Below are 25,787 nucleotides of genomic sequence, written 5' to 3' on the forward strand. Positions count from 1 at the left end.
AATTGTAAAAATATATACGGTATCAAATCCTAATAAATGGCCAAAAAATTTCAATTAAAGCAAATATAATTGTTATTTTGTGCAATCAAATTCAAAAACCGCTATGTTTAAAAGCAAATTCAAATATATTTCATTTTTACTGGTATTATTAATGATGAGCTGCGCCAAAAGAGGCAGTATTACCGGCGGATTAAAAGATACACTGGCACCTGTTTTGGTTTCGAGTACGCCAAAAAACTTTACTACAGATTTTAAAGGAAATGAAATTACTTTGGTCTTTGATGAATATATCAAATTAAAAAACCTGAACAAGCAGTTGATTATTTCTCCTCCAATGAAATATGAACCGTTGATAACACCAACCGGAGTAAGCAAATTCATAAACATAAAAATAAAAGATACTTTACAGCCCAATACAACTTACAGCTTTAATTTTGGACAAAGTATTGCAGACAATAATGAAGGAAATGCAATAAACCAATTTAAGTATATTTTTTCGACAGGACCCTATATTGATTCTCTTAAACTTGGCGGAAAAATCAAAGATTCGTATGCCAAAAATGTAGATAATTTTGTTTCAGTAATGCTTTATGAGGCAAATGATAAATATAAAGATTCTGTTATTTACAAAGAATTTCCTCGTTATATCACCAATACTTTAGATAGTTTAAGAACTTTTGAATTTGAAAATTTAAAAGCTGGAAAATATCTTTTAGTGGCTTTAAAAGACAAGTCAGCTAATAATAAATACAATCCCAAAGATGATAAAATAGGCTTTATCAAACACTTTATTACAGTTCCAAATGACACTATATTTGAATTAGAATTATTTAAGGAAACGCTTCCGCTAAAGACTTTTAAACCTATACAAGCTTCGGGCAACAGATTACTTCTTCCGTATGAAGGAAAACAGAATTTTAAAACGAACAGACCTGCAATTGTACTTAAAAACAATGGTGAAACTTTAGAAACTATCATAACTCAGTTTCCTAAAAAAGATTCACTTCAGGTTTGGTATAAACCATTAAAAGTTGATTCTTTATCATTAGAAGTGACTAAAGATACTTATACCAAAAAATTTAATTTTAAGGTTAAAGACCAGAAAAAAGATACTTTAAATATTAAAGCGGTTCAAAACGGGGTTATTAATTTTAGAGACCGATTTACTTTAGAAACCGAAACTCCATTGGTTAAATTTGATAAATCAAAAATAAAGTTAGTCAGCAAAGACTCTACGGCGATTGATTTCACAACAGAATACAACGAATTTGAACAGAAATTGTATGTTGATTTCAAAAAAGAACCACTGGAAAAGTACCATTTTACTTTTTTACCGGGAGCACTGACTGATTTTTATGAAAAAACAAATGATACTTTATCCTATAAACTCAACACAAAAGAAGTTGCGGATTATGGTAATTTAATATTGAATTTAAAAAATGTCAAACGTTTCCCTATTATAGTTGAAGTAACTAATAAAAAGGGAGATGAAATACTTGCAAGTGATTATTCTGAAGGAAAAACTCAAATTGAATTCAATTTAATGCTCCCATCGCAGTTTACGATAAGAGTTATCTACGATGATAATAAAAACAAAATGTACGATACTGGTAGTTTCCTTGAAAAAAGATATGCCGAAGAAGTATTTTATTTTCAACGAGAAATCGATGTACGAACCAATTGGGATGTTAACGAAACTATTGATTTAAGTGTTCCGTATAACCCTGACGTAGAGAAAAAAGAAGATTTGAAAAAGAGAAAAGACGACGAAAAGAAACGTAAAGCTTTCTAGATTTTAATTTCAAAACTATCTTTATCACTTAGAAAATCCAGTTTTTTTCTTGTTTCCAACATTTCATTTTTATTTAAATCAACCACAAAAACAGCTTCTGTTTCTTGTGGTTCTAAAATGTAATTCCCTAAAAAGTCAACAACTTGAGAATGCCCCGTGTGTTCGTAATCATTATGATCTAAACCCACTCGGTTTACCCCTACTAGATAACTCAGGTTTTCAATGGCGCGTGCTTTAAGCAATGCGTCCCAGGCATTTGTGCGAACTTTTGGCCAATTGGCAACGTATAAAAGCAAGTCGTAATTTTCGACATTTCGAACAAAAACAGGAAATCTTAAGTCGTAACAAACCTGCAGGCAGATTTTCCAATCCAGATACTCTACAATAACTTTTTCAGTTCCGGCGGTGTAGAATTTATCTTCTCCCGCCAAAGAAAATAAATGACGTTTATCATAGTATTGGATTTCTCCCGACGGAAATACAAAAAACATTCGATTGTAATAATTACCGTTTTCTGTAATTACTAAACTTCCTGTTAAGGCACTATTTTTTTCTTGTGCCATTTTCTTCATCCATAAAACAGTTTCACCTTCCATTGTTTCGGCAACGGCGGATGGATTCATTGTAAATCCTGTCGAAAACATTTCGGGAAGAACGATCAAATTTACTTCAGAATCGATCTGATTTATTTTTGATTCGAACATTTTTTTGTTTTCTGAAACATCTTCCCAATGAAGATCTGATTGAATAAGTGCAATTTTCATATTCCAAAAATACGAATTTTCAACCAAAATCAATTTTTCTGATAAAAAGCATATTCTGCAAAATTTTCTCAGAATGCCCTTAGAAATCTACTATTTTTTGGATCAAAAAAATATTCAAATAAATTTTATTGCAAAAAATATGCATTTTATGCAAAAAATATGCAAGTGTGAAAAATAAATCTATATATTTGATTCGACAACAAAACCAAAAAAACATGAAAACCAAACTATTATGAAAACAAAGCTCATTTCATTAGTATTTATTGGGGGAATAATGCTCTCAGCAAATGCAAAGGAGATTGCAATAAAAAAGCATCTCTATGAACAAAACAGCAATCAGGTTGAAATTACAGGTCAGGTAATAGGCCAGGATGACGGAATACCAATTGCCGGCGCAACCGTTTATGCTAAAAGCAATTCTAAAATAGCCACGATCACAGACGAAACAGGAAAATTTAAACTGAATGTTCCTGAAAACGAAAAGCAAATTGTCATTTCATATATGGGTTACGGAACTTTAGAATTTAACTTAGACCGTACGACCAATTTAATAATCAATTTAAAACCTGCCGAAAATGTATTAGACCAAGTTTTGGTGACAGCATTAGGAGTTAAAAAAAGCAGTAAATCTGTTGCTTATGCGGTAACAGAACTTAAAGGAACTGAATTTACAAAAGCAAAAGAAACCAATATTGCCAATGCTTTGGTTGGAAAAATTGCCGGTGTAAACGTGAGCAGCACTGCAACGGGACCCAACGGATCAAGCCGAGTTGTAATAAGAGGAAATGGTTCGCTAAACGGAAATAACCAGCCGATGTATGTAGTGAACGATTTACCAATTGATAATACACAGCTTAATTTGCCTGGAATTGGAAACGGACCAGGATCTACAAGAATTAATGTGGATCGCGGAGACGGAACTTCTGTAATAAATCCAGATGATATTAAAACGATTACGGTTTTAAAAGGCGGAACTGCGGCGGCTTTATACGGAGCAAATGCAGCAAACGGAGTTATTTTGATTCAGACGAAAAGAGGTGCTGCCCAAAAAGGAATTGGAGTTGATTATAATACTTCATTTACTTTTGAAACGCCTTCTATCATTCCTGATTGGCAGTACGAATATGGTTCAGGATCAAACGGAAAAAAACCAATTAATCAATCTGAAGCTATTGCTGCCGGACGCTGGTCGTGGGGAGCTAAAATGGACGGAACCGATGTTGTACAATTTGATGGTGTGGCAAGACCCTATTCGGCACAAAAAAATAACATAAAAAACTTCTACGAAACCGGAACGACTTTCATTAATTCCATCGCTTTATCCGGAGGAACTGAAAAAGCCACAGGACGTCTTTCTTTCTCCAATACAGATAATCAATCTGTGGTGCCAAATTCTGATTTCAACAGAAAAAGCATCAATATTGCGAGTAACGTTAATATGACAGACTGGTTAAAATTTGATGTTGTGGCGCAGTATAATTTGGAGAAATCAAACAACAGAGTTACGGTTTCCGATGCTGAAGCAAATCCAAACTGGGGAACATACATGATCGCCAATACGGTTGACATTAGAAATCTTGCCCCGGGTTATGATGAAAATGGTGTTGAAGAAGCATGGAATCCGGTTGCTGTAGCTACAAATCCTTATTTTGTAGTAAATAAAATTAGAAACAAAGACACTAAAAACCGTTTTATCGGAATGTTGAATGTGAAGTTAAACTTTACTCCTGAGTTATTCCTTCAGGGACGAATTGGCCAGGATTATACTGATTATGATTTCTTCGGATACATCCCAAAAACAACTTTAAACAATCCGGTTGGATACGCACAAGGTTCAAAAGTAAAATTATCGAATTTAAACTCAGAGGCAATTCTTAATTATACGAAGAAAAACATTTATGGCAATTTTTCTTTAAATGCTTTACTTGGGGTTAACTCGCGTACCACTTTAAGAGACGAAACAAGAGTTGAAGGGTCAAATTTTGTATTGGATGATTTTTATGCTTTAAGCAATTTGTCTACGCTTGCCTACACCTATCCCTACGGAAAAACAAAAACAAACTCAGTTTACGGCGCCGTAGATTTAGATTATAAAAATGTTGTTTTCTTAAACTTTACAGGTCGTCAGGATTGGTTTTCTACACTTTCAAAAGAAAATAATACTGTCTTTTATCCTTCTGTGGGAACTAGTATTATTGTATCCGATATTGTAAAAATGCCGGAATTTGTTTCATTTGCCAAACTAAGAACTTCATGGGCGCAGGTTGGAGGCGCAACTCCGGATCCGTATGCATTAAACCAATCGTACACAATGGTTCAGGGCGGACACAACGGACAACAATTGCAAGGTCCAACAAGTACCAGAGTTCCTAATTCAACTTTAAGTCCGCTTACTTCAACCACTTTTGAAGTTGGAACTGATTTAGGATTTTTTAATAATCGTTTAAATGTTGATTTTGCTTATTACAATCGTGCAACAACAAACGATATTGTCGAAACTACAATCTCAAACGCTTCCGGAGCTAATACCGCTTTATTGAATCTTGGAAAAATGAGAAACAAAGGAGTTGAGTTTTTAGTAAGCGGCAAAATCATTAATACAGAAAATTTTTCATGGGATGCCAGTTTCAATGGTTCATATAATGAAAACACAGTTGAAGCACTTACAGATCAGTTGAATTCTATTACGATGGCAACTTCTGTAAATGGATATGTTACGATTACAAGTGATGTTGGACGTCCGTACAGTATCATTAAAGGATATAAACCTCGTAAAGACGCCAACGGAAATACGGTTTATAACGTAAGCGGCGGTTCGGCAACTATAGCTCAAGGTCCGCTGGAAGAATTAGGTCAGGGAGTTCATCCTTGGGGAGCAGGAATCAGCAATGAGTTTAAGTACAAAAACATCTCATTCAGCTTTTTAATCGACGGTAAATTTGGAGGAAGTTTATACTCCGGAACTGATTTATACGGAACTCGTATGGGATTAACTAAACTGACCCTTGAAGGTCGTGAAAGCGGTTTACCAATTAAAGGGGTTGACACTAACGGAAATCCGGTGGATATGGTCATTGCACCAGAAAACTTAAGAACGTATTATGACGGTTTAAGAAATATCTCTTCGACTTTTGTTTATGATGCCAGTTTCATCAAACTAAGACAAATTATTTTAGGTTATCAATTACCAATTGAGAAAATAAAAGGATTATCAAAACTTCAGGGAGCTTCAATTTCATTTGTGGCCAGAAACTTATTTATTCTCTATAAGAAAACACCAAACGTAGATCCGGAATCTGTATTTAGTGCAGGAAATGCTCAGGGTGTAGAACAATTTGGAGTGCCAAAAACCAGAAGTTTCGGTTTAAGTTTAAATGTCAAATTTTAAACTCGCTTTATTTCTAATTTCTAAATTAAAAGACATGAAAAAGTTAACCATATTATATATCGCAGGAATACTTTTAGGAAGTATGGCCTCTTGTACCAATGATTTTGAAGAAACCAACACCAATCCCAACTCTGTTGATAAACCAAATCCGAATTTTGTTTTCAGCAAAGCACAACTCGATGGTTTAAATAACAATTATTTCTTTACCAATATTCTCGAATGCGGCGGTTTACTGCAGCATTATGCAACTTACAAAGAAGCTTCGGGAGTGGGAGATAAATATTTAAGTAATGAAGTTTATTTTTCGGCCTATTTCAATCAGGCCTATCCAACCGGGATAAACGAAACACAAATTGTAATCGATGCTTTAAAAAACAGTCCGGCCGACAGCAACCGATTTAATATTGCCAGAATCTGGAAAGCATATTTGTATCATAAACTAACCGATTTATATGGAGACATTCCATATTCTGAAGCATCGAAAGCCAACAGCGCACAAGTTTTCCTTCCAAAATATGATTCTCAGGAATTTATCTACAAAGATTTATTGAAGGAATTAGACGAAGCTGCTGTCGCATTGGATCCGGCAAAACCAAGTTTCGGCAAATCTGATTTTATTTATGACGGCGATGTCGCAAAATGGAAAAAATTCTCGTATTCTTTAATGCTTCGTTTGGGTTTAAGATTATCGAAAGTTGATCCGGCGTTATCTCAAACTTGGGTAACCAAAGCCATTGCCGGAGGTGTGATTCTTAACACAGCTGATAATGCGATCATGAAATATACTGACGGACCAAATGATTTCAATAGAAATCCCGTTGGTTTTGATGCCAGAAGACAAGATTTTACAGCAGGATCTTTTGGACAGAAAAATGTTGAAGGCGGTAAATTGGCTAAAACATTTATCGATTTATTACAATCCACTGCCGATCCTAGAATCAGCGTTTATGCCGGAGTTTGGCAGGGAAGTTCTCAAAATACAAGTCTTGCTGTTCAAAAAGGTTTTCCTAACGGAATCAAAACAGCTCCAAGTCCTGCAGAACAAGCAGCATATTCTGAACCAAACCAAAGCACCGTTTTTAAATATGATGCACCGCTGGTTTTAATCAGCAATGCTGAAACTCATTTATATCTAGCTGAAGCTGCGGCAAGAGGCTGGTATACTAATGAAACAGATAAAGATTTATATGAAAAAGGCGTAAAAGCCTCTTTCTTAAACATGGGAATTTATGGTGCGGCTTATACTATTCCGGATGCAGCGCCCTACTTAACCGCAAATCCGTACAATGCTGCAGGATCATTTGATGCAAAAATGAACCAGATTCATACACAGATTTACATAGCCTTATTTGTAGACGAACAAGAAATTTATGCCAACTGGAGAAGAACCGGATATCCTGTTTTAACGCCTGTAAATTTCCCCGGAAATGTTACAAACGGCACAATACCAAGACGTTTAAAATACTCAACCAGCGAATATTCAGTGAATTCAACTAACTTAGCTGAAGCGGTTAAACGTCAGGGTGAAGATGCTTTTACAACGAGAATCTGGTGGGATAAATAAAAACAATAACCGTTGACGTAATTAAACACATTTAAAAATAGTTTTTGAAAGTGTTAAGAAAGTCGTTTCAATTGCATTAATAAACATAGTTACTATGTATTAAAAGCTGGCTTTTTTTAAACTCCTAATTCAACTAAAAAAATCTATGCTTCTATGTGCTTAATAAAAAATTACTCTCAACGTAGTTAATAATACAAAAGATAAATGAGCATTTTAATTCTTACGGCATGCATTGCATTTTTAATCATTCAAATAGCTTGGCTTAAAATCAATCCATTTATTGCCTTTATCATAACAGCTTTATTATCAGGCCTGTTTTTAGGCCTGCCAATAAATACTTTATCACAAACAGTTCAAAAAGGACTGGGCGAAATGTTAGGATCTATTACTTTGATTATTGTTTTCGGAACCTGTATTGGTAAACTTACCGTTTCATCAGGCGCCGCCAATGTAATTGCCAAAACTGTTATGGGATGGACGGGCAGAAAATACGTTCGGCTTGGCTTAATGATTACCGGATTTATTGTTGGGATACCTCTATTTTATAGTGTTGGATTTGTTTTGTTAGTACCTCTAATCTTTTCAGTAGCCCACCAATTTAAACTGTCAAAAGTATATCTGGGAATCCCAATGCTGGCTTCGCTTTCAGTAGCACACGGTTTTTTGCCCCCACATCCGTCACCAATGGCTTTGAGCAGTATTTTAAATGCTGATATTGGACTCGTTTTAGTTTACGGAATTATAATTGCAATCCCGACTATTTTTATTGCGGGTTTATTGTTCTCGAATTTGCTTAAAAACATAAAAACCGAATCGGATCATGAAATTTTGAATGTCCAAGAAGTCGTAAACCACGGTAAACTTCCAAGTTTTTCACTTAGTTTATTTTCGGCTTTATTTCCGGTTTTTGGATTAACACTTACATCAATATTGCCCATTTTTATAAAAAATGAAACGGTAGAAAATATTTGCAAAACGCTAGGAGAACCAAGTATGATTATGCTTATTTCTTTACTTATCTGCACGTACACTTTAGGAATTAGAATGAACCGAAGCATCACATCTGTAATGGAAGATTACGCCGCTGCTATAAAAGATGTCGCTTTGATCGTTTTAATTGTGGGCGGTGCCGGAGGTTTGAAAGAAGTGATGATTGTAAGTGGTGTAAACGAAACTATTGTTGCGGCCTTAACACAAATAAACATTCATCCGTATTTATTGGCTTGGATGATGGCAGCGATTATTCGCGTTTGTGTGGGCTCTGCAACCGCAGCCGGATTAATGACTGCAAGTGTTTTATTACCTTTGTTACAAACTACTGGTCTAGATCCCAACCTGTTAGTCTTATCTGTTGGAGCCGGAAGCTTAATGTGCTCACACGTAAACGATCCAAGTTTTTGGATGTTCAAAGAATATTTTAATATCAGCCTTAAAGACACGTTCAAATCATGGACGGTTATGGAATCATTAGTATCTGTTTTAGGAATTGTTTTCGTATTTATTTTAAACTCAATTATACATTAATATCATGAATTTATTACCACAAGAAAAATTTGAAACCCTAGGCTTATCGTTACCGCCAGCGCCTCAACCTCTTGGTATATATAAACCTTATTTAGTCGACGGAAAATACTTGTATCTTTCTGGTCACGGCCCTGTTCGCGACGATAAATCCTTAATCATTGGACGAATTGGCGATGACATGGATATCGAAGAAGGAAAACGGGCTGCAAGACAAGTCGGCTTAACCATGCTTTCGACAATTGTAACCAATTTTGGAAGTCTTAACAAAGTAAAAAGAGTGATAAAAGTTTTAGGAATGGTGAATTGCAACGGCGATTTCCTAAGACATCCATATGTTATAAACGGCTGCAGTGAATTGTTTGCTGAAGTTTGGGGACAGGAAAACGGAATTGGAGTAAGAAGTGCCGTAGGAATGGGGTCTTTACCGGACAATATTCCTGTGGAAGTTGAAGCTGTTTTCGAATTATTCTAAAAAATAGGCCACAGACGATAAAGATTAAAGAGCAATCTGAATTGGTTAAGAAAATACTTTGATTCTAAGTCTGTGGTTATGTAAAAAAATTATTAGGCCACAGATTACACAGATTAAAGGGATTATTTTTTTGGATAATGCTTAAATCTTTTTGCCACGAATTACACGAATTTGCACTAATTTTTATATGCTTGAAGTAAAAAAATTAATTCGTGAAAATTCGTGTAATTCGTGGCAAAAAAATCCTTTTAATCTGTATAATCTGTGGCTTTAAAAAAAATAAAATAAAACATGAATACAATTACCTCACAAACAACAATAGCAGCATTTGGAGAATTATTACTTCGGATGAATGTTGCCAATGGAAACCGGTTTACACAGGCAGATGAAATAAAAATTCATGTAGGCGGTGCCGAAGCCAATGTTTGTGTTTTACTTTCCCAACTCGGAATTCAAACCGATTATATTACACGATTGCCTCAAAATGATTTGGCACAATTGGCTTTAAACGAACTTCAGAAATACAAAGTAAATACCTCAAAATGTGTTTATGGCGGAGAACGTTTGGGCTTATATTTTGTTGAATCCGGAAATCAAATCAGACAATCTCAGGTGATTTACGACCGAAGCAATTCTTCTTTTGCAACCATTCAAAAAGATCAGATTAATTGGGATTTGGCTTTAGCTGATGTTACCCATTTTCATTGGTCGGGAATAAGTCCGGGAGTTTCACATGAAGCTGGCTTAGCTTGTAAAGAAGCTATTTTGACAGCGCATAAAAAAGGCATACCCATTTCTTCTGATTTTAATTACAGATCAAAATTATGGCAGTACGGAAAACATCCATCGGAAATTATGCCTGATTTATTACAATACAGCACAATTACGGTTGCAGATTTAGATGCCATTGAAATTTATTTCGGAATAAAAACCGACAGCAAAGAATCTGATGAAAATCGTTTTCAAAAAACATTCGAATTATTAAAAGCAAAAATGCCTTTTCTAAAAACACTCGCCATGAGTTTTAGAAAATCAGACGGACCGGCACATTTATACAAAGGTTTATTGCTCCATGAAGGTAATTTTTACCAAACACCAGAACACAAAATACATGTTGTAACAGATCAAATTGGTTCCGGAGATGCTTTTAACGCCGGATTACTATACGGATTATCTAACAAATTATCCGGGCAGGAATGTATTGAATGGGCAACAGCCTGCGGCGTAATCAAACAAAGCATTCACGGAGATTTCGCGATAAGCAATCTCAACGAAATAAGTCATTTTATTAAAAACGGCTCAAGTAATAGAATTAATAGATAAATAAAGAATATGTACAGCATTTTAAAAACGCAAGGTGTACTTCCGTTAGTAACCCAAATCAACATTGAAACAGCCCAAATAGTATTGCAATCAGCGGCTGATGCTGGCATAAAAATTATCGAGTTTGCTGCTCGCGCGAATGATGCAAAAGAAGTTTTTACCCAAATGACAGCCTTTAAAAAAGCAAATAATCTGGATGTTAAAATAGCCGTTGGTTCTATTTTGTCTGTTGATGAAGCAGCAATATACCATCAATTAGGAGCAGACTGCATCGTTTGTCCGCATACTGATCCGGAAATTGGAGCGTATTGCCTTAAGAATAATATTTACTGGATTCCCGGGGCTGCTACTTTAAATGAAATATTACACGCCAATAAATTAGGTGCCGAAGTTGTAAAACTTTTTCCGGCTGATAAAATCGGTGGTCCCGGATATGTAAAAGCGATACGAGCGCCTTTCCCAAGTTTAAAAATAATGCCAACCGGAGGCGTAACGCTTGAAGAAAGCAATTTAAAATCGTGGTTTAAATCTGGAGTTGTCTGCGTGGGAATTGGTTCAAATTTATTTTCGAAAGAAATGCTTTTGAATTTAAATTACGAACAGGCATTGCAGGCCTTTCAAAATTTAATTGAAGTTGTAGAAAAAACAAGAAACTAAATTATGCAGGAAAATTGGTGGAAAATTAAATCTGATATCAACATTGATACACCATTTTTAGCCGTTTACGAAGATCGTATCCGGTTTAATCTTGAACGCCTTATTGGTTCAGTAAATGGTGACACACAAAAATTAAGGCCTCATATTAAAACCCATAAAATTAGCGAAATTCTGGAGTTGTTTAAAATTTACAACATCAAAAAAATAAAATGCGCCACAATTGCCGAAGCTGAACTAGGAGCAATACATGAAATTCCGGATGTTCTTCTCGCCTATCAGCCCATTGGAATTAAAAAAGAAAGATGGATTTCGCTGATTCAAAAATATCCGAATACCCGTTTTTCGACAATTACAGACAATCTGGATTCGGCGAAAGCCTTAAATGAAATCGCTAAAGAAAACAATTTAACACTGAACATTTATCTGGATTTAAATACCGGAATGAACAGAACCGGATTTTCGATTTCAGAAGACTGGTCGGCTTTAATCGATAAAATTATTAAATTAAAAAACCTTCATTTTGAGGGTATCCATATTTACGACGGTCATTTAAAAGGCAGTGTCGAAGAACGAACGAACACCGCTTCAAGTTCATTTTCTGAAATAAAAGAAAAAACAGAAGCAATCGAACAAAAATTGGGTTATGAATTAAAAATTGTTGCCGGCGGTTCTAATACTTTTCCCTTTTATGCCACACAGGAAAATGTAGAATGCAGTCCGGGAACATTTGTTTTTTGGGATTCCAATTATCAGATTCATCTGCCCGAACAAAAATTCAAACCTGCTTTGGTTATCGTTGGAACCATAATTTCAAAACCAACAAATGCAACACTTTGTATAGATATTGGCTACAAAGCGGTTGCTTCAGAAAATCCAATTGATAAACGATTAGTGATTTTAAACGATGAAAACCTAATCCCTACAGCACATTCTGAAGAACATTTGATTTTGGAAAACCGAGGAAAAAACGAGTATAAAATTGGTGACACTATTTACGCACTTCCTTATCACGTTTGCCCTACCTGCGCGCTTTATGATACGGTTCAGGTTGTAAATAAAGGACATCAAATTTGTGATCAATGGAAGGTTGCCGCCCGAAGCAGAGAAATTAATATATAAAATTTAAGTCAAAATATATGTTTATAATAGACGCCCATTTAGACCTGAGTATGAATGCGATGGAATGGAACCGTGATTTAAGAAATGATGTTCCTACTCTGCGCAGTTTAGAAAAAGGAATGACCGATAAACCAGATCGTGAACGTGCGACAGTTTCGTTTCCTGATTTGCGACGCGGTAATATCGGAATTGTTGTGGCAACGCAAATTGCAAGATTTGTAAAACCCGGCAGTATTATTCCGGGTTGGAATTCTCCTGAACAAGCCTGGGCACAAACGCAAGGGCAATTGACCTGGTACAAAGCCATGGAAGAAGCGGGAGAAATAACGCCCATTACAGATAAAAAATCGCTCCAGAAACAAATTGATTTATGGAACGACGGAACTCCAAACGATAAAAAACCAATTGGTTATATTTTAAGTTTAGAAGGCGCTGATTCTATAATTGATATTTCTTATTTAGAAAAAGTATACAATTACGGTTTACGTGCGATTGGTCCTGCGCATTACGGCCCCGGACGTTATGCAAACGGAACGGACGCAACGGGAAAAATGAATCAAAACGGTCTTGATTTATTAAAAGAAATGGAACGTTTGAATATTATTCTGGATGCAACGCATTTGTGCGACGATGCTTTTTGGCAGGCTTTAGATCATTATAACGGGCCAGTTTGGGCAAGTCATAACAATTGCAGAAGTCTGGTTGATCACAATCGTCAATACAGCGATGAAATGATAAAAGCTTTAATTTCTAGAGGAGCTGTTATTGGAGGTGCTTTAGATGCGTGGATGCTGGTTCCAAATTGGCAGAGAGGTGTTTCGATGCCTTTGGAAATGAATTGTGATCTGGAAACCGTTTTTAAACACATGGATCATATTTGTCAATTGGCCGGAAACGCAAATCACATTGGTGTAGGTTCAGATTTGGACGGTGCTTTTGGAACAGAACAATCTCCATATGATTTAAATACGATAGCCGATTTACAAAAATTGGTTCTGATTTTTAAAAACAACGGCTATTCTGATGAAGATTTAAATAAAATCTTTCACCAAAACTGGATCAACTTTTTAATGAAGAATTGGGATTAAATAAAAACTAAACTTGGAACTGCCTTCTTATACGATTGTAATTTTTCGTCGCTTGGATCAACTTCCGTCACAACATAATCTACCTCAGATAAGTTGGCAATTTTCATTTTTAGAACCGTATCCAGTTTTTCAGAAATCGTAAGAATAGCTGTTTTTTCTGAAGCCTGAATCATTGCTTTTTTAACCTGAACCGTTTCCCAGTCAGAATCAGAGAAACCGCCTTCAATATCTAAAGCATTGGTTCCTAATATTAATAAATCGACTTTAATATTAGCCAATTGATTATAAACATCGCCGCTCACACACATTTGGCTGTAGGACGAAATACTGCCGCCAATCATGATAACTTTAACGTTGGGTTTATCCAAAAGTTCAACAGCAGATAAAACGGTAACCGTAAAAATAGTCAAACTTAAATCATTAGGAATTAGCCGAATGAATTCTCTAATTGTAGTGCCGCCTCCAATTAGTAAAACCATGCCGTCATGAAGAAGACCTAAAGTTTTTTGCGCGATAATTTGTTTGGATTCGCCCGCATAAGTCTGATTAGAGGAAGAATGGTGATACGCCTTAGTCATAGCACCGCCTTTAACTTTAATCAACAAAGATTCTGACTCAAGTTCATTTATATCACGTCTTACAGTATCTTCAGAAACAAATAATTTACTCGAAAGGGTTTCAAAACTTACACGGGTATGCAAGTTAATCTCTTTTAAAATAAGATTTTTACGTTCTTCTTTAGTGTAATTAACCACTTCATTATCATTATTCATGCGAATTCTTTTTTTTTGAACAAATGTAAACAATAAATGCAATATTCTTGCGAAACAAATTATAACACAACGTAATTATAAAGTTAATTACACTATTTTAAAGACATTTAAACACAAATGTCTTTTGCAAAAAAAATGCAAACTAACTTACAAACCTTAAATTTGTTTAACAAACAAAAAAGTAACCATGCAAAAAAGTATATTTCTCTTTTTGATTTTCTGTTGTTCTTTTGGAAATGCACAAAGCACTTCTGGCAATACTTCTATAATTCCGGCTCCAAATTTTTATAAAACGAACGGAGACAGCATTCGCATAAGCGGAAAAATCAAAATTGTATTCGATAAAAATGAATACAGCACAAAAGAATTGAGAACAGCGCAGATTTTTGAATCGGCTATAAACTCAAATACATCAAATAAAAAAAGCAATATTGAAGTTTTGTTTATTGCCGAAAAACCATCTGAAACTTCAAAAAAAGAAGGGTATAAAATTAATATTTCTTCCAAAAAAATAACCGTAACCGGAAGTGAAGAAGGATTATTTTATGCGGTTCAGAGTTTATTACAGCTTTTGCCGAATCAACCCAAAAATCAGGAAGTAAAATTACCTTGCGTTTCCATCGAAGACCAGCCCAGATACGACTACCGCGGGCTTCACCTTGATGTCTGCCGTCATTTTTTCTCGATTGATGTTATAAAAGATTTTATTGCACAAATGTCTTATTATAAATTAAATAATTTCCATTGGCATTTAACCGATGATCAGGGCTGGAGAATTGAGATAAAAAAATATCCAAAATTAACCGAAGTTGGTTCTAAAAGAGCACAGACTTTAGTGGGCAATAAATTTGAAAGATTTCCCTATTTTTTTGACGGAAATCCGTACGGTGGTTTTTATACTCAGGAAGAAATTAAAGACGTTGTGAAATTTGCCGAAGATCATTATGTGAATATTATTCCCGAAATAGAAATGCCGGGTCACGCAACGGCGGCGGTAACGGCTTACCCAAATTTATCTTGTTTCCCGGATCGAAATTATAAAGTGGTAGAATATTGGGGCGTTTTTGAAGATATTTTTTGTGCCGGAAAAGAAGAAACTTTTACTTTTTTAGAAGATGTTCTAACCGAAGTTATGGCTTTATTTCCGAGTAAATACATTCATATCGGCGGAGACGAATGCCCAAAAACAAGATGGAAAGAATGTCCGAACTGTCAAAAGAGAATTGCGTCCTTAGGTTTAAAAAATGAACATGAATTACAAAGTTACCTCACAACCCGAATCGAGAAATTCTTAAACGCAAACGGAAGACAAATTTTAGGCTGGGACGAAATGCTCGAAGGCGGACTCGCACCAAACGCAGCCGTAATGTCATGGCGAGGTGAATCTGGCGGCATCAGCGCTGCGAAACAAAAGCATTTTGTGATTATGAATCCAGAACAAGTGCTTTATCTGGATTACAATCAAGGTTATTCTCCTCAGGAACCTTTAACGATTGGACGATTAACAACGGTTGAAAAAATCTACAACTACAACCCAACTCCTGTAGACAGCTTAACTGTAGAGCAGCAAAAATATATTATGGGCGTGCAGTCTAATCTTTGGTCAGAATATTTAACAACTCCAGCCAAATTAAATTATATGATTTATCCGCGTGTTTTTGCTTTGGCAGAAATTGCCTGGACTGAACCTAAAAACAAAAATTACAATGGTTTTATTTTGAATCAAATTCCGCATCATCTGGAAAAACTGGAAGCACAAAAAAGAATGTATAAAGTTCCAATTCCTTTTGGTTCTGAAGAAACGGCTTTAATTGCATCAAAATATATTCTGGATTTAAAACCAACAATTAAAAACGGACAGATTTTTTACACTATCGATGGCTACAATCCGGATGAAACGGCAGAACTTTATACTAAACCCGTAACGATAAATATACCAAAAGGAGAATTCCGAATTATAAAAACACTTCAAATCAGCCCGAGCGGCAGAAAAAGCTCAATTAGCAAAATATTGGTTAGAAATCCAGATTTGAAACCAGCTTTATCGGTAAAGCCAACCAAGAAAGGATTAAAATTCGATTATTTTACCGGAACATTGTTTCAGCAGGTTCAGGATTTAGATTTAGGAAAACCTGTGAATTCAGGCATTTTTGAAGGCAGAATAAGTGCTGAAAAATGGAAAACAAAATTAGAGCGTTATATAGGCTTAAAATTTAACGGATATATCTTTATACCCGAAACAGCAAATTATACAATTTCAACCCTTTCTGATGACGGATCGAAGCTTTTTATAGACAATGAATTAGTTGTAAATAATGATGGCATTCATTGGCTTAATGAAGCTTACGGAGTGGTTAAACTCGAAAAAGGATTTCACAAAATCAATATCAGTTATTTTGATCAAATTGGAGGAACTGCTTTAACTTGTTTTATGCAGCAGGAAGGAAAAGAGAAACAGGAAATAAGCGAGTCGCAATTGTATTATGAATAAAAACAAAAAACGCTTCCGTCGTAACGGAAGCGTTTTTCTATATAAACTAAAATTGTACGTTTTAATTATCCTTTTAAACTCGCTGCTAAATACTCACGGTTCATACGTGCGATATTTTCAAGCGAAATTCCTTTAGGACATTCGATTTCACAAGCTCCGGTATTTGTACAGTTACCAAAACCTTCCAAATCCATTTGGTGAACCATGTTTAATACACGGTCAACCGCTTCAATTTTACCTTGCGGTAATAATGCATATTGTGAAACTTTTGCAGAAACGAACAACATTGCCGATGAGTTTTTACAAGTTGCAACACAAGCCCCGCAGCCAATACAAGCTGCAGCATCAAATGATTTATCTGCATCGTGTTTGTTAATTGGAATAGTATTCGCATCAATTGTATTTCCTGAAGTATTTACAGAAATAAATCCTCCCGCGTGCTGGATTCTGTCAAAAGAACTTCTGTCAACAACTAAATCTTTAATTACCGGGAAAGCTTTTGCTCTAAATGGCTCAATAAAAATTGTATCACCATCTTTAAACATACGCATGTGTAACTGACAAGTTGTAACTCCTCTGTCTGGTCCGTGTGCTTCACCGTTGATGAATAAAGAACACATTCCGCAGATTCCTTCACGACAATCGTGGTCAAATGCTACAGGCTCTTCTCCTTTATTGATTAATTGTTCGTTAAGAACATCAAGCATTTCAAGGAAAGACATATCTGGTTCAATTCCATCAATAGGATATTCTACAATCCCTCCTTTATCTTGAGCGTTTTTTTGACGCCATATTTTTAATGTAAGTTTCATAATTTTGTTATGGGTTATAAGTTAAGAGTTAAACGTCATAGGGTTACTACTCCATTTTAGTCCTAGCTAAATAATTTATATATCCATTTAATATTGCTTTGGTTCTTTCGAACCTTTCTCTAAATTTTTGCAACAAATCTTCTTCAATATAATTCTCATCTAAAGCAGTAATTACCTGATTTAAAGATTCGGTTAATGAACCTCGGGCAATTCTGCAGAATTGAATATTTTCTTGATAATGATATCTTCCAAACCCTTCGGCAATATTATCACTAACAGATCTAGAAGATCGTTTAAGCTGACTAGTTAAGGCATATTTTTCGTCAATTGGAAATTTCGAAAGAATATTTTGAGAAACAAAGATTCTTAATTCACGTGCTGCTTTCCAGCACTCTAAATCTTCGAACGACTTTAAACTCACAACCCTTAACTCTTAACTTTTTTATTTATAACTTCTTTGAACTAATTTAATGTTTTCGTAATTAAGAGGTTCTTTGTGTAATACGGCATCACTTGGTTTTCCTTTGTATTCCCAAGCTGCAACGTATGCAAAGTTATCATCATCACGAAGTGCTTCTCCTTCTTCTGTTTGGTATTCCTCACGGAAGTGACCACCACAAGATTCATTACGGTGTAAAGCATCTTTCGCGAACAATTCTCCTAATTCTAAGAAATCGGCAACACGAGTTGCTTTTTCTAATTCCTGATTAAATTCGTAAGCGCTTCCAGGAACTTTTACATCTTTATAAAACTCTTCACGTAAAGCAGCAATTTCTTCGATAGCTTCAGTTAAACCTTTAGCATTACGAGCCATACCTACTTTATCCCACATAATTTTTCCTAATTTTTTGTGGAAATAATCTACAGAATGTTTACCGTTATTATTGATGAATTTATTAATTTGATCAACAACCGCTTTTTCAGCTTCAACGAATTCTGGTAAGTCTGTAGAAATTTCTCCCATCTTAATATCCGGAGCTAAATAATCTCCAATAGTATAAGGAAGTACGAAATATCCATCAGCTAAACCTTGCATTAAAGCAGAAGCTCCAAGTCTGTTTGCTCCGTGATCAGAGAAGTTAGATTCTCCAATTGAGAAACATCCAGGAATTGTAGTCATTAAGTTATAATCAACCCAAGTTCCACCCATTGTATAGTGAACCGCAGGGTAAATCATCATTGGTGTAGTATAAGGATCTTCATCGACGATTTTGTAATACATCTGGAATAAGTTTCCGTATTTACTTTTCACGATTGCCGCTCCTAATTTAGTTACTAAAGCAGCATCTTTATCATCTAAACCTTTTACGTAAGCATCTTCAGTTCCGTAACGTTTAATTGCTGCTGCGAAATCCAAGTAAACTGCTTCACCTGTTTTGTTAACTCCAAAACCAGCATCACATCTTTCTTTTGCCGCACGAGATGCAACGTCACGAGGAACTAAGTTACCAAAAGCTGGATATCTTCTTTCTAAGAAATAATCTCTATCTGCTTCAGATAAATCTGTTGCTTTTTTCTTTCCTTCACGAATTGCCTGAGCATCTTCTAATTTTGCAGGAACCCAAATACGACCATCATTACGTAAAGATTCAGACATCAAAGTCAGTTTTGACTGGTGATCTCCTGAAACCGGAATACATGTTGGGTGAATTTGTGTATAACAAGGATTTGCGAAAAACGCTCCTTTTTTATGAATTTTCCAAGCTGCTGTTGCGTTACTTCCCATAGCATTTGTTGAAAGGAAAAACACGTTTCCGTATCCTCCAGAACCAACTACTACCGCGTGAGCAGAATGTCTTTCTATTTCTCCGGTAATTAAGTTACGAGCGATAATACCTCTCGCTTTTCCGTTCACGATTACAATGTCAAGCATTTCGTGACGGTTGTACATTTTAATTTTTCCACGGCCAATTTGACGGTTCATTGCAGAATATGCTCCTAACAATAATTGTTGTCCTGTTTGCCCTTGTGCATAAAATGTACGAGAAACCAAAGTTCCTCCAAAAGAACGGTTATCTAAAAGTCCGCCATATTCACGAGCCAATGGCACCCCTTGAGCCACACATTGGTCAATAATATTTGCAGAAACTTCAGCCAAACGGTGAACGTTTGCTTCACGTGCACGGTAATCTCCTCCTTTTACAGTATCGTAGAACAATCTGTAAACTGAGTCACCGTCACCTTTATAATTTTTCGCAGCGTTGATTCCCCCTTGTGCCGCAATAGAGTGCGCACGACGTGGAGAATCCTGGAAACAAAATGCTTTTACGTTATATCCTAACTCAGCCAAAGTAGCCGCAGCCGAACCTCCAGCTAAACCTGTACCAACGACAATAATATCTAAATTACGTTTGTTAGCAGGGTTTACTAAATTAATATGATCTTTATAATTTGTCCATTTATCCGCTATAGGACCATTTGGAATTTTTGAATCTAATGCCATTATAATTGATATTAATTATTGAAATGATGAAATAATGCGATAATTACGAAAGCAGCCGGAACCACAACTGCGAAACCGTAACCAACTTTAGCTAAAAATCTAGAATATTTGTTGTGCATCCCTACTGATTGAAGGGAAGATGCAAACCCGTGCCATAAGTGAAATCCTAAAAGGATAAAAGACACACAGTACAATCCTGTACGCACCGGACTATGAAATTTGTGAACTAACTCTCCATAATACCTAGTAGCATTTGGTGTTTCACCTGCTATATATTTATAGCTTACTTCAGGAAACCAGAAATCATAAAAATGCAATCCTAAGAATGCCAAAATAACTAATCCAGAAATAATCATATTTCTAGAACTCCAAGAAGCATTTGCAGCTCCGTTGTATTTTGCATACGCAATTGGTCTTGCTGCGCTGTTTTGAGCTGTAAGTACAAATCCCATTACGAAATGGAAAATTACCCCGAATGCCAAAACTGGCTGCATTACATATTGTATCAGCGGATTGTATCCCATAAAGTGAGAAGCTTCGTTGAAAACGTTTTCACTCAAAATAGAAATAAAATTTAAGGAAACATGCAGCGCTAAAAACGTGATTAAGAATATTCCCGAAAGAGCCATAGCTACTTTCTTTAAGATGGAAGCATTCAATAGTGCAGATTGTGCCATAAGTGTTTAAGTAGTTTGTTTTAAAAAATTAGACAAAAATAACTCAATTACAAAAGAACTACAACCATTTCGCTCTTATTTATAATGATTTTAAAATAGATTAGATATAAGTAGTTTTACGTATAAGTTTGTTTTTAATAATAAATAATTTAGTATAAAAAAATTTAAAAAACTGCTTTAGAGCCATTTCACGCTAATTTCAATACTTACGAGATTACTAAAAATTTATCATATTGTTATTTTATTCAAACTTTTGATTTGATTTCATCAAAAGTGTTACTGCATATAAATTTTGTCTAAGTAAAAAATTGTCATTCCGCAACATAGTTTTACCTTTAGCCGCTCAAAAAAACAAGAATGAAAACAGGAATTGATGCTATTTCTTTCGACGTAGCAAACATACATTTACCCATAAAAACTTTGGCAATTGCCAGAAATATTGAACCAGAAAAATTAGAAAAAGGTCTTGGATTACTAAAAATGACTTTTCCAGACGTTCATCAGGACGCTGTTGTTTTTGGAGCAAACGCTTTAACCAAGCTTATCATCAATAATAAAATTAACTTAAAAGAAATCAGCCGAATTTATGTTGGTACCGAAAGCGGCATCGATAGTTCTAAACCAATTGCTTCTTATTTGATTAGTTTAATGGAGCAGAAATTTGGCGAAGATTCATTGGCAGAATGCGATGTTGTCGATTTTACTTTTGCTTGTATTGGCGGTGTAGATGCAATGCAGAACTGTTTGGATTTTGTAAAACTGAACCCAGCTAAAAAAGCAATTGTTGTTACCACAGATTTTGCAAAATACGATTTAAATTCTGGCGGAGAATATACACAAGGTGCTGGAGCGGTTGCCATGTTAATTTCAGCAGATCCAAAAATCATTGCTCTTGATAACAATTGGGCAACAAGTACAAAAGGTGTTTTCGATTTCTTTAAACCCTATAGAACTATCTCAAAAGAGGAAATTACAAAAAACACCAACAACGATTCTTGGTTTGATAATTTAGAAGTTGAAATCGAAATCCACAAAGACCAGCCGGTTTTTGACGGACAATATTCGAACCAATGTTATATGGACCGTACGCGAAATGCTTACTTTTCATTTAAAAAATTAAAAAACACGACTGAAACTTTATACAACACTTGGCACAGCATCGTAATGCATTTGCCGTATTCTTTTCAAGGAAGAAGAATGTTGTCTGAAATCTACGCTTTAGACAGTGCCGAAAAAATTATTTCCGATGATATTGCACCTGCAGATTATCAAACAAAAATTAAAGAAGTAGCAAAATCTGAAGATTACAGAAGTTTTGTTACCGAGAAATTACAACCTGCTGAATTGGCTTCTTCATTAATTGGAAATCTTTATACAGGTTCTATTTTCATGGGATTGTTATCGACTTTGGCTCATTTTTATGATACAAACGAAGCGATTTCAGGAACTAAATTCGGTTTCTTAGCGTACGGAAGCGGATCGAAATCTAAAGTTTTTGAAGGAACAATTCAACCAGAATGGAAATCGGCTTTAGCAGATGTAAAACTTTTTGAAAATTTAGCTGAAAGCGTTGAAATTGATTTCAATACTTACGAAAGTCTTCATAAAAAAGAACAAAAACAAAGTATAAGAACTCCAAAAAACGAATGGGTTCTTGACCGAATTGAAAAAGAGATTCCTGTTTTGATTGGTGCGAGATATTATAAATGGATTGAATAATAAAATTTCAATAAAGAAATTCCAATAAAAAACCGAAGCAAACGCTTCGGTTTTTTGTTTTTTTATACAGTTTGTCATTTCGACTGAAAGGAGAAATCACACTAGAAACTCTACAAAGATTGGCGATTTTCCATGTCGAATTACTTGTGTGATTTCTCCTTTCAGTCGAAATGACAAGATTATGTGTAAACCTTTGTCAAAGTTTTAAACTTTGACAAAGGTCACAATACAAAGAAATAATTATCAAATTGACTAATTTTCCAATTAAAACCTTAATCCTTTTTATGCTGTTCTGTATAATTCTGATTCCCCTTAATTCGGGTATCTTCCGTATGCATTCCGTTTGCCATACCTAACATAAAAGCAGTTATTATAATTATAAATTTTCTTTTTATCCAATGAAGAAGTGGTCGCTTAGATTGCTCCAAACGAGAATTTTTATTTTGTTTATACATTGTGAAAATGATAAATGATTAGACATTATTATTTCATCTGTGCTTAGAAATAAATTTTCTTAAGCGTTGTATAAACTTTTATAGAAGTGTTTTGAAATGATTATTTCATTTATAAAAACAGATTGATTTATAAATGAAGTTAGATTTTGATAAAGCAGATTTTGAATTTTCAGCAGTTTCTTGATTTGAAAAGTAAAAACATTTTCGGTTTTAAGAAAATTTAGAACAATTGAAAATCTTATTTCATTCCAAGAAACAACTTGACCAAATTTATATAGACGAGAACTTTTAAGATCTATTTCTTTTCTTAAAACTACAAATGAAGATTGATAATATTCTGCCGATTTAGATTGAGAATATAAAGTACCATCGCCCGCAATCACGACAAAAGTCAGAAAGAGTGCAATTAGGTATTTTATATGTTTTTTCAATCTTTAAGTTTTGATTATGGAACGAAAATACAACTTTTATTCGTTCAGTACTTTTTTGGCTTCGTTTTTATAAAGCAATAAACCCAATCCTAAAACAAAAACGGCGCAACTCAAAACCATCAAAATTCCGTTTTTTAAAGCAAAAAAAGAAATCCCGACAGCAACCGAACCTACAATTACCATTAAAGACTTTATGGTTTCTGTTTTTATAAAAGTAAATGCGTGTAAAGCCAGACCAAGAAAAAGTAAAGACGGTCCAACAGCCACAAATGGATAAAAAATCAATGGCGAATTGCTGATATGCTGACTCAACTCGGCTTTTTCGATTTCGTTGTTTCCGTAACTTGACATTATAAAATCGATTGTACAAAGTCCGATATGCGCAATAACACCTAAAGTTGTTAAAATAGAAGCTACTTTATTTGTCTTTGTTTTAGGACATACATCATTAAATGATAACAAAAAACAAGCGCCAATTAAATTAAACCAATGCGCAAAATCTATTGATTCGCTTAAACTTGGTAAAAGACCAGAAAAAAACAAATAACTTACTAGAAAAAATACTAATCCGATCATGCAACGTTGTTTTGTATTCATAGTTTGTTTTAAGATTATCTGTTCAGTTTATAAATTTCATTTCCATAATAGGCATAAAACGTTTTTTTATTGCGGTTTCAAATTCTCCAATTTTCACAAATCCCATTTTAGCGTAAAATTCCTCAGCATTTGGTTCCGAATCTAGCGTTATTTTTTCGATTCCAGTTTCTTTAATTCGGTTTAAGAAATCGAGAAGTAATTGTTTTCCAAATCCTTTACCAATATGTTCTGGCAAAATAAATAAATTATCGAGTTCGATTACTTTTTCATCTTTAAAAACATAAGAATAATATCCAAGAATCAAATCATTATCAACCAATTTAAAAACATTATTTTCTCGGATATAATCTTGCGAAATGGTTAGATTTTTATCCCATTTTTGAATTTGCTCTGCCGAATATCCCCAATATGCTTTTGACTTTTTGGTTATTAAAGTTAAGATTTCGTTGTCGGTTATTTTAGCTTTTTCTATTGTCATTGGTATGAAATAAATCTATCGAATCTTTTTTCAAGATTAAAACTTTGAAAAAAATCACAAAATGAATTAATTGTCTCTAGCTTTAGCTGGAGGTTAAAAAACTTCAAGATAATGGCTTTAGCCTAAAAACTCATTTTGGCTAAAGCCGATTAACTGTGTAAATATTTACCCGCAGTTAAAACTGGGGGCTATTGAAATATATCTTTATTTATAATCGTAAACTTATTATGACTCTAACTAATGTCCGTCAGCTTTACAATCTTATTATCTGAAAATTCAAAAACAGATTTTCCTTTTAAATTGAGTTCTTGACCAGCTTTTAGTCCGTTTGGAAAATCTATTGCTAAAACTGCATAATAATCGATTTCAATTGTTACAGCATTTGAATCGTGATTGAATGATTGAATCGTTTGTTTTCTTTCTGAAAAATATTCTTTGGCTTTTTCGGCTTGAGTTTTAAACTCATCTATTCCATTCAAAGTCATGTTAATTTCGCCATTTTGAACATTCTCAAAAATGATCGATTCATTAAAATCGGCAGTCATTTTATTGATATCAAATTGATTATAAGATTCAATGTAATTTTGGATTATTTTTTCTTTGTTGGTCATATAATTTTCTATTAAAAGATTGCTTCATCAAGATTACACAATTCTAAATTCAAAACCAATTCGATAGTCAGAAAAATTGTATTTTTATCCGCGAAAAGATTTACAATTTGTATCGCACAAATACAATCTTGTTTTCTACATAAACCAAAAAAGGTAAAAGAATTTTAAATATCTTTGAATCATGAGCACAGTAAAACCAAAACATATCGGTAGAAACATTAGCCGAATTAGAGAACTGAGAGATATGAAGCAGGAAGCGCTTGCTATTGCAATTGGCACAAACCAACAATCTATCTCTATTATTGAAGGAAGCGAAAGTGTTGATGAAGAAAAACTAAAGAAAATTGCTGAGGCATTAGGAGTTACACCTGAAGTAATTAAAAACTTTTCTGAAGATGCAGTTTTTAATATGATTGGAAATACATATAATGACAATGCTTCTTCTGCAATTAATTTAGGTTGTACTTTTAATCCGATTGATAAACTTATTGAATCGTATGAAGAGAATAAAAAACTTTACCAACAGTTAATTCAAGCTGAAAAAGAGAAAGTGGCACTTTTGGAGAAGTTGCTTGATAAGAAATAGAAATTTATTTTTATAAAAGAAAA

22 protein-coding genes are annotated in these 25,787 nt (G+C 34.5%); 12 read left to right on the plus strand and 10 right to left on the minus strand.

What is annotated here, in order from left to right:
* Positions 1-103 precede the first annotated feature (103 nt).
* On the plus strand, positions 104-1,792 hold the full coding sequence (locus tag L1276_RS15860) for an Ig-like domain-containing protein (RefSeq protein WP_253789406.1): 1,689 nt from the start codon (positions 104-106) through the stop codon (positions 1,790-1,792).
* Here L1276_RS15860 and L1276_RS15865 read toward each other — a convergent pair.
* On the minus strand, positions 1,789-2,556 hold the full coding sequence (locus L1276_RS15865; RefSeq protein WP_253789408.1) for a nitrilase family protein: 768 nt from the start codon (positions 2,554-2,556) through the stop codon (positions 1,789-1,791). The genes L1276_RS15860 and L1276_RS15865 overlap by 4 nt on opposite strands.
* 232 nt (positions 2,557-2,788) lie before the next feature.
* Here L1276_RS15865 and L1276_RS15870 point away from each other — a divergent pair, with 232 nt between their 5' ends.
* The 8 genes from L1276_RS15870 (at position 2,789) to L1276_RS15905 (ending at position 13,691) form a co-directional block, all read left to right on the plus strand.
* Positions 2,789-5,944 carry a SusC/RagA family TonB-linked outer membrane protein gene (locus tag L1276_RS15870; RefSeq protein ID WP_253789409.1) on the plus strand — a complete coding sequence of 1,052 codons (3,156 nt, stop codon included), beginning with the start codon at positions 2,789-2,791 and terminating at the stop codon, positions 5,942-5,944.
* A 34-nt stretch (positions 5,945-5,978) separates the two neighbouring features.
* The gene (locus L1276_RS15875) at positions 5,979-7,508 is read left to right on the plus strand and encodes a SusD/RagB family nutrient-binding outer membrane lipoprotein (RefSeq protein ID WP_253789411.1); all 1,530 of its coding nucleotides are present in this window, start codon (positions 5,979-5,981) and stop codon (positions 7,506-7,508) included.
* A 204-nt stretch (positions 7,509-7,712) separates the two neighbouring features.
* A complete protein-coding gene (locus L1276_RS15880; RefSeq protein ID WP_253789413.1) occupies positions 7,713-9,032 on the plus strand; it encodes a GntP family permease in 1,320 nt (439 codons plus the stop codon).
* Between the two features lie 4 nt (positions 9,033-9,036).
* Positions 9,037-9,504 carry a RidA family protein gene (locus L1276_RS15885; protein WP_253789415.1) on the plus strand — a complete coding sequence of 156 codons (468 nt, stop codon included), beginning with the start codon at positions 9,037-9,039 and terminating at the stop codon, positions 9,502-9,504.
* A gap of 291 nt (positions 9,505-9,795) precedes the next feature.
* On the plus strand, positions 9,796-10,827 hold the full coding sequence (locus L1276_RS15890) for a sugar kinase (RefSeq protein ID WP_253789417.1): 1,032 nt from the start codon (positions 9,796-9,798) through the stop codon (positions 10,825-10,827).
* Between the two features lie 9 nt (positions 10,828-10,836).
* Complete coding sequence (locus tag L1276_RS15895; protein WP_053473323.1) at positions 10,837-11,484, plus strand: aldolase; 648 nt, start codon at positions 10,837-10,839, stop codon at positions 11,482-11,484.
* Positions 11,485-11,487: 3 nt separating this feature from the next.
* A complete protein-coding gene (locus tag L1276_RS15900; protein ID WP_253789419.1) occupies positions 11,488-12,603 on the plus strand; it encodes a D-TA family PLP-dependent enzyme in 1,116 nt (371 codons plus the stop codon).
* Positions 12,604-12,620: 17 nt separating this feature from the next.
* Positions 12,621-13,691 (plus strand): dipeptidase, encoded by a 1,071-nt coding sequence (locus L1276_RS15905; protein WP_253789421.1) that lies wholly within the window; start codon positions 12,621-12,623, stop codon positions 13,689-13,691.
* On the opposite strand, the gene L1276_RS15910 is transcribed toward L1276_RS15905, so the two are convergent.
* Positions 13,688-14,464 carry a DeoR/GlpR family DNA-binding transcription regulator gene (locus tag L1276_RS15910; protein WP_253789423.1) on the minus strand — a complete coding sequence of 259 codons (777 nt, stop codon included), beginning with the start codon at positions 14,462-14,464 and terminating at the stop codon, positions 13,688-13,690. The genes L1276_RS15905 and L1276_RS15910 overlap by 4 nt on opposite strands.
* A 187-nt stretch (positions 14,465-14,651) precedes the next feature.
* On the opposite strand from L1276_RS15910, the gene L1276_RS15915 reads away from it, so the two are divergent.
* Positions 14,652-16,955, plus strand: a complete 2,304-nt coding sequence (locus L1276_RS15915) for a family 20 glycosylhydrolase (RefSeq protein ID WP_253789425.1) — start codon at positions 14,652-14,654, stop codon at positions 16,953-16,955.
* Positions 16,956-17,020: 65 nt separating this feature from the next.
* On the opposite strand, the gene L1276_RS15920 is transcribed toward L1276_RS15915, so the two are convergent.
* The 4 genes from L1276_RS15920 to L1276_RS15935 are packed head-to-tail and all read right to left on the minus strand — an operon-like array spanning position 17,021 to position 20,887.
* Entirely contained in the window at positions 17,021-17,767 is a 747-nt protein-coding gene (locus L1276_RS15920) for a succinate dehydrogenase/fumarate reductase iron-sulfur subunit (RefSeq protein ID WP_253789427.1), read from the minus strand.
* 46 nt (positions 17,768-17,813) lie between these two features.
* Positions 17,814-18,188, minus strand: coding sequence for a four helix bundle protein (locus L1276_RS15925; RefSeq protein ID WP_035653142.1), 375 nt, complete (start codon positions 18,186-18,188; stop codon positions 17,814-17,816).
* 21 nt (positions 18,189-18,209) lie between these two features.
* Positions 18,210-20,210, minus strand: coding sequence for a fumarate reductase/succinate dehydrogenase flavoprotein subunit (locus L1276_RS15930; protein WP_253789429.1), 2,001 nt, complete (start codon positions 20,208-20,210; stop codon positions 18,210-18,212).
* A gap of 11 nt (positions 20,211-20,221) precedes the next feature.
* Positions 20,222-20,887 carry a succinate dehydrogenase cytochrome b subunit gene (locus L1276_RS15935; protein WP_253789431.1) on the minus strand — a complete coding sequence of 222 codons (666 nt, stop codon included), beginning with the start codon at positions 20,885-20,887 and terminating at the stop codon, positions 20,222-20,224.
* A 357-nt stretch (positions 20,888-21,244) separates the two neighbouring features.
* On the opposite strand from L1276_RS15935, the gene L1276_RS15940 reads away from it, so the two are divergent.
* Positions 21,245-22,606, plus strand: a complete 1,362-nt coding sequence (locus L1276_RS15940; RefSeq protein WP_253789433.1) for a hydroxymethylglutaryl-CoA synthase family protein — start codon at positions 21,245-21,247, stop codon at positions 22,604-22,606.
* 514 nt (positions 22,607-23,120) lie between these two features.
* On the opposite strand, the gene L1276_RS15950 is transcribed toward L1276_RS15940, so the two are convergent.
* The 4 genes from L1276_RS15950 to L1276_RS15965 form a co-directional block, all read right to left on the minus strand.
* Complete coding sequence (locus L1276_RS15950) at positions 23,121-23,492, minus strand: hypothetical protein (RefSeq protein ID WP_253789436.1); 372 nt, start codon at positions 23,490-23,492, stop codon at positions 23,121-23,123.
* 36 nt (positions 23,493-23,528) lie between these two features.
* Entirely contained in the window at positions 23,529-24,068 is a 540-nt protein-coding gene (locus L1276_RS15955; protein ID WP_253789438.1) for a hypothetical protein, read from the minus strand.
* 43 nt (positions 24,069-24,111) lie between these two features.
* Positions 24,112-24,567 carry a GNAT family N-acetyltransferase gene (locus L1276_RS15960; protein WP_253789439.1) on the minus strand — a complete coding sequence of 152 codons (456 nt, stop codon included), beginning with the start codon at positions 24,565-24,567 and terminating at the stop codon, positions 24,112-24,114.
* 233 nt (positions 24,568-24,800) lie between these two features.
* Positions 24,801-25,178 (minus strand): nuclear transport factor 2 family protein, encoded by a 378-nt coding sequence (locus tag L1276_RS15965; protein ID WP_253789441.1) that lies wholly within the window; start codon positions 25,176-25,178, stop codon positions 24,801-24,803.
* Positions 25,179-25,359: 181 nt separating this feature from the next.
* Between L1276_RS15965 and L1276_RS15970 the strand changes: the two genes are divergently transcribed.
* Entirely contained in the window at positions 25,360-25,764 is a 405-nt protein-coding gene (locus tag L1276_RS15970) for a helix-turn-helix domain-containing protein (protein WP_253789443.1), read from the plus strand.
* Positions 25,765-25,787 lie beyond the last annotated feature (23 nt).

The organism is Flavobacterium sp. HSC-32F16, assembly GCF_024171645.1.
Lineage (GTDB): Bacteria > Bacteroidota > Bacteroidia > Flavobacteriales > Flavobacteriaceae > Flavobacterium.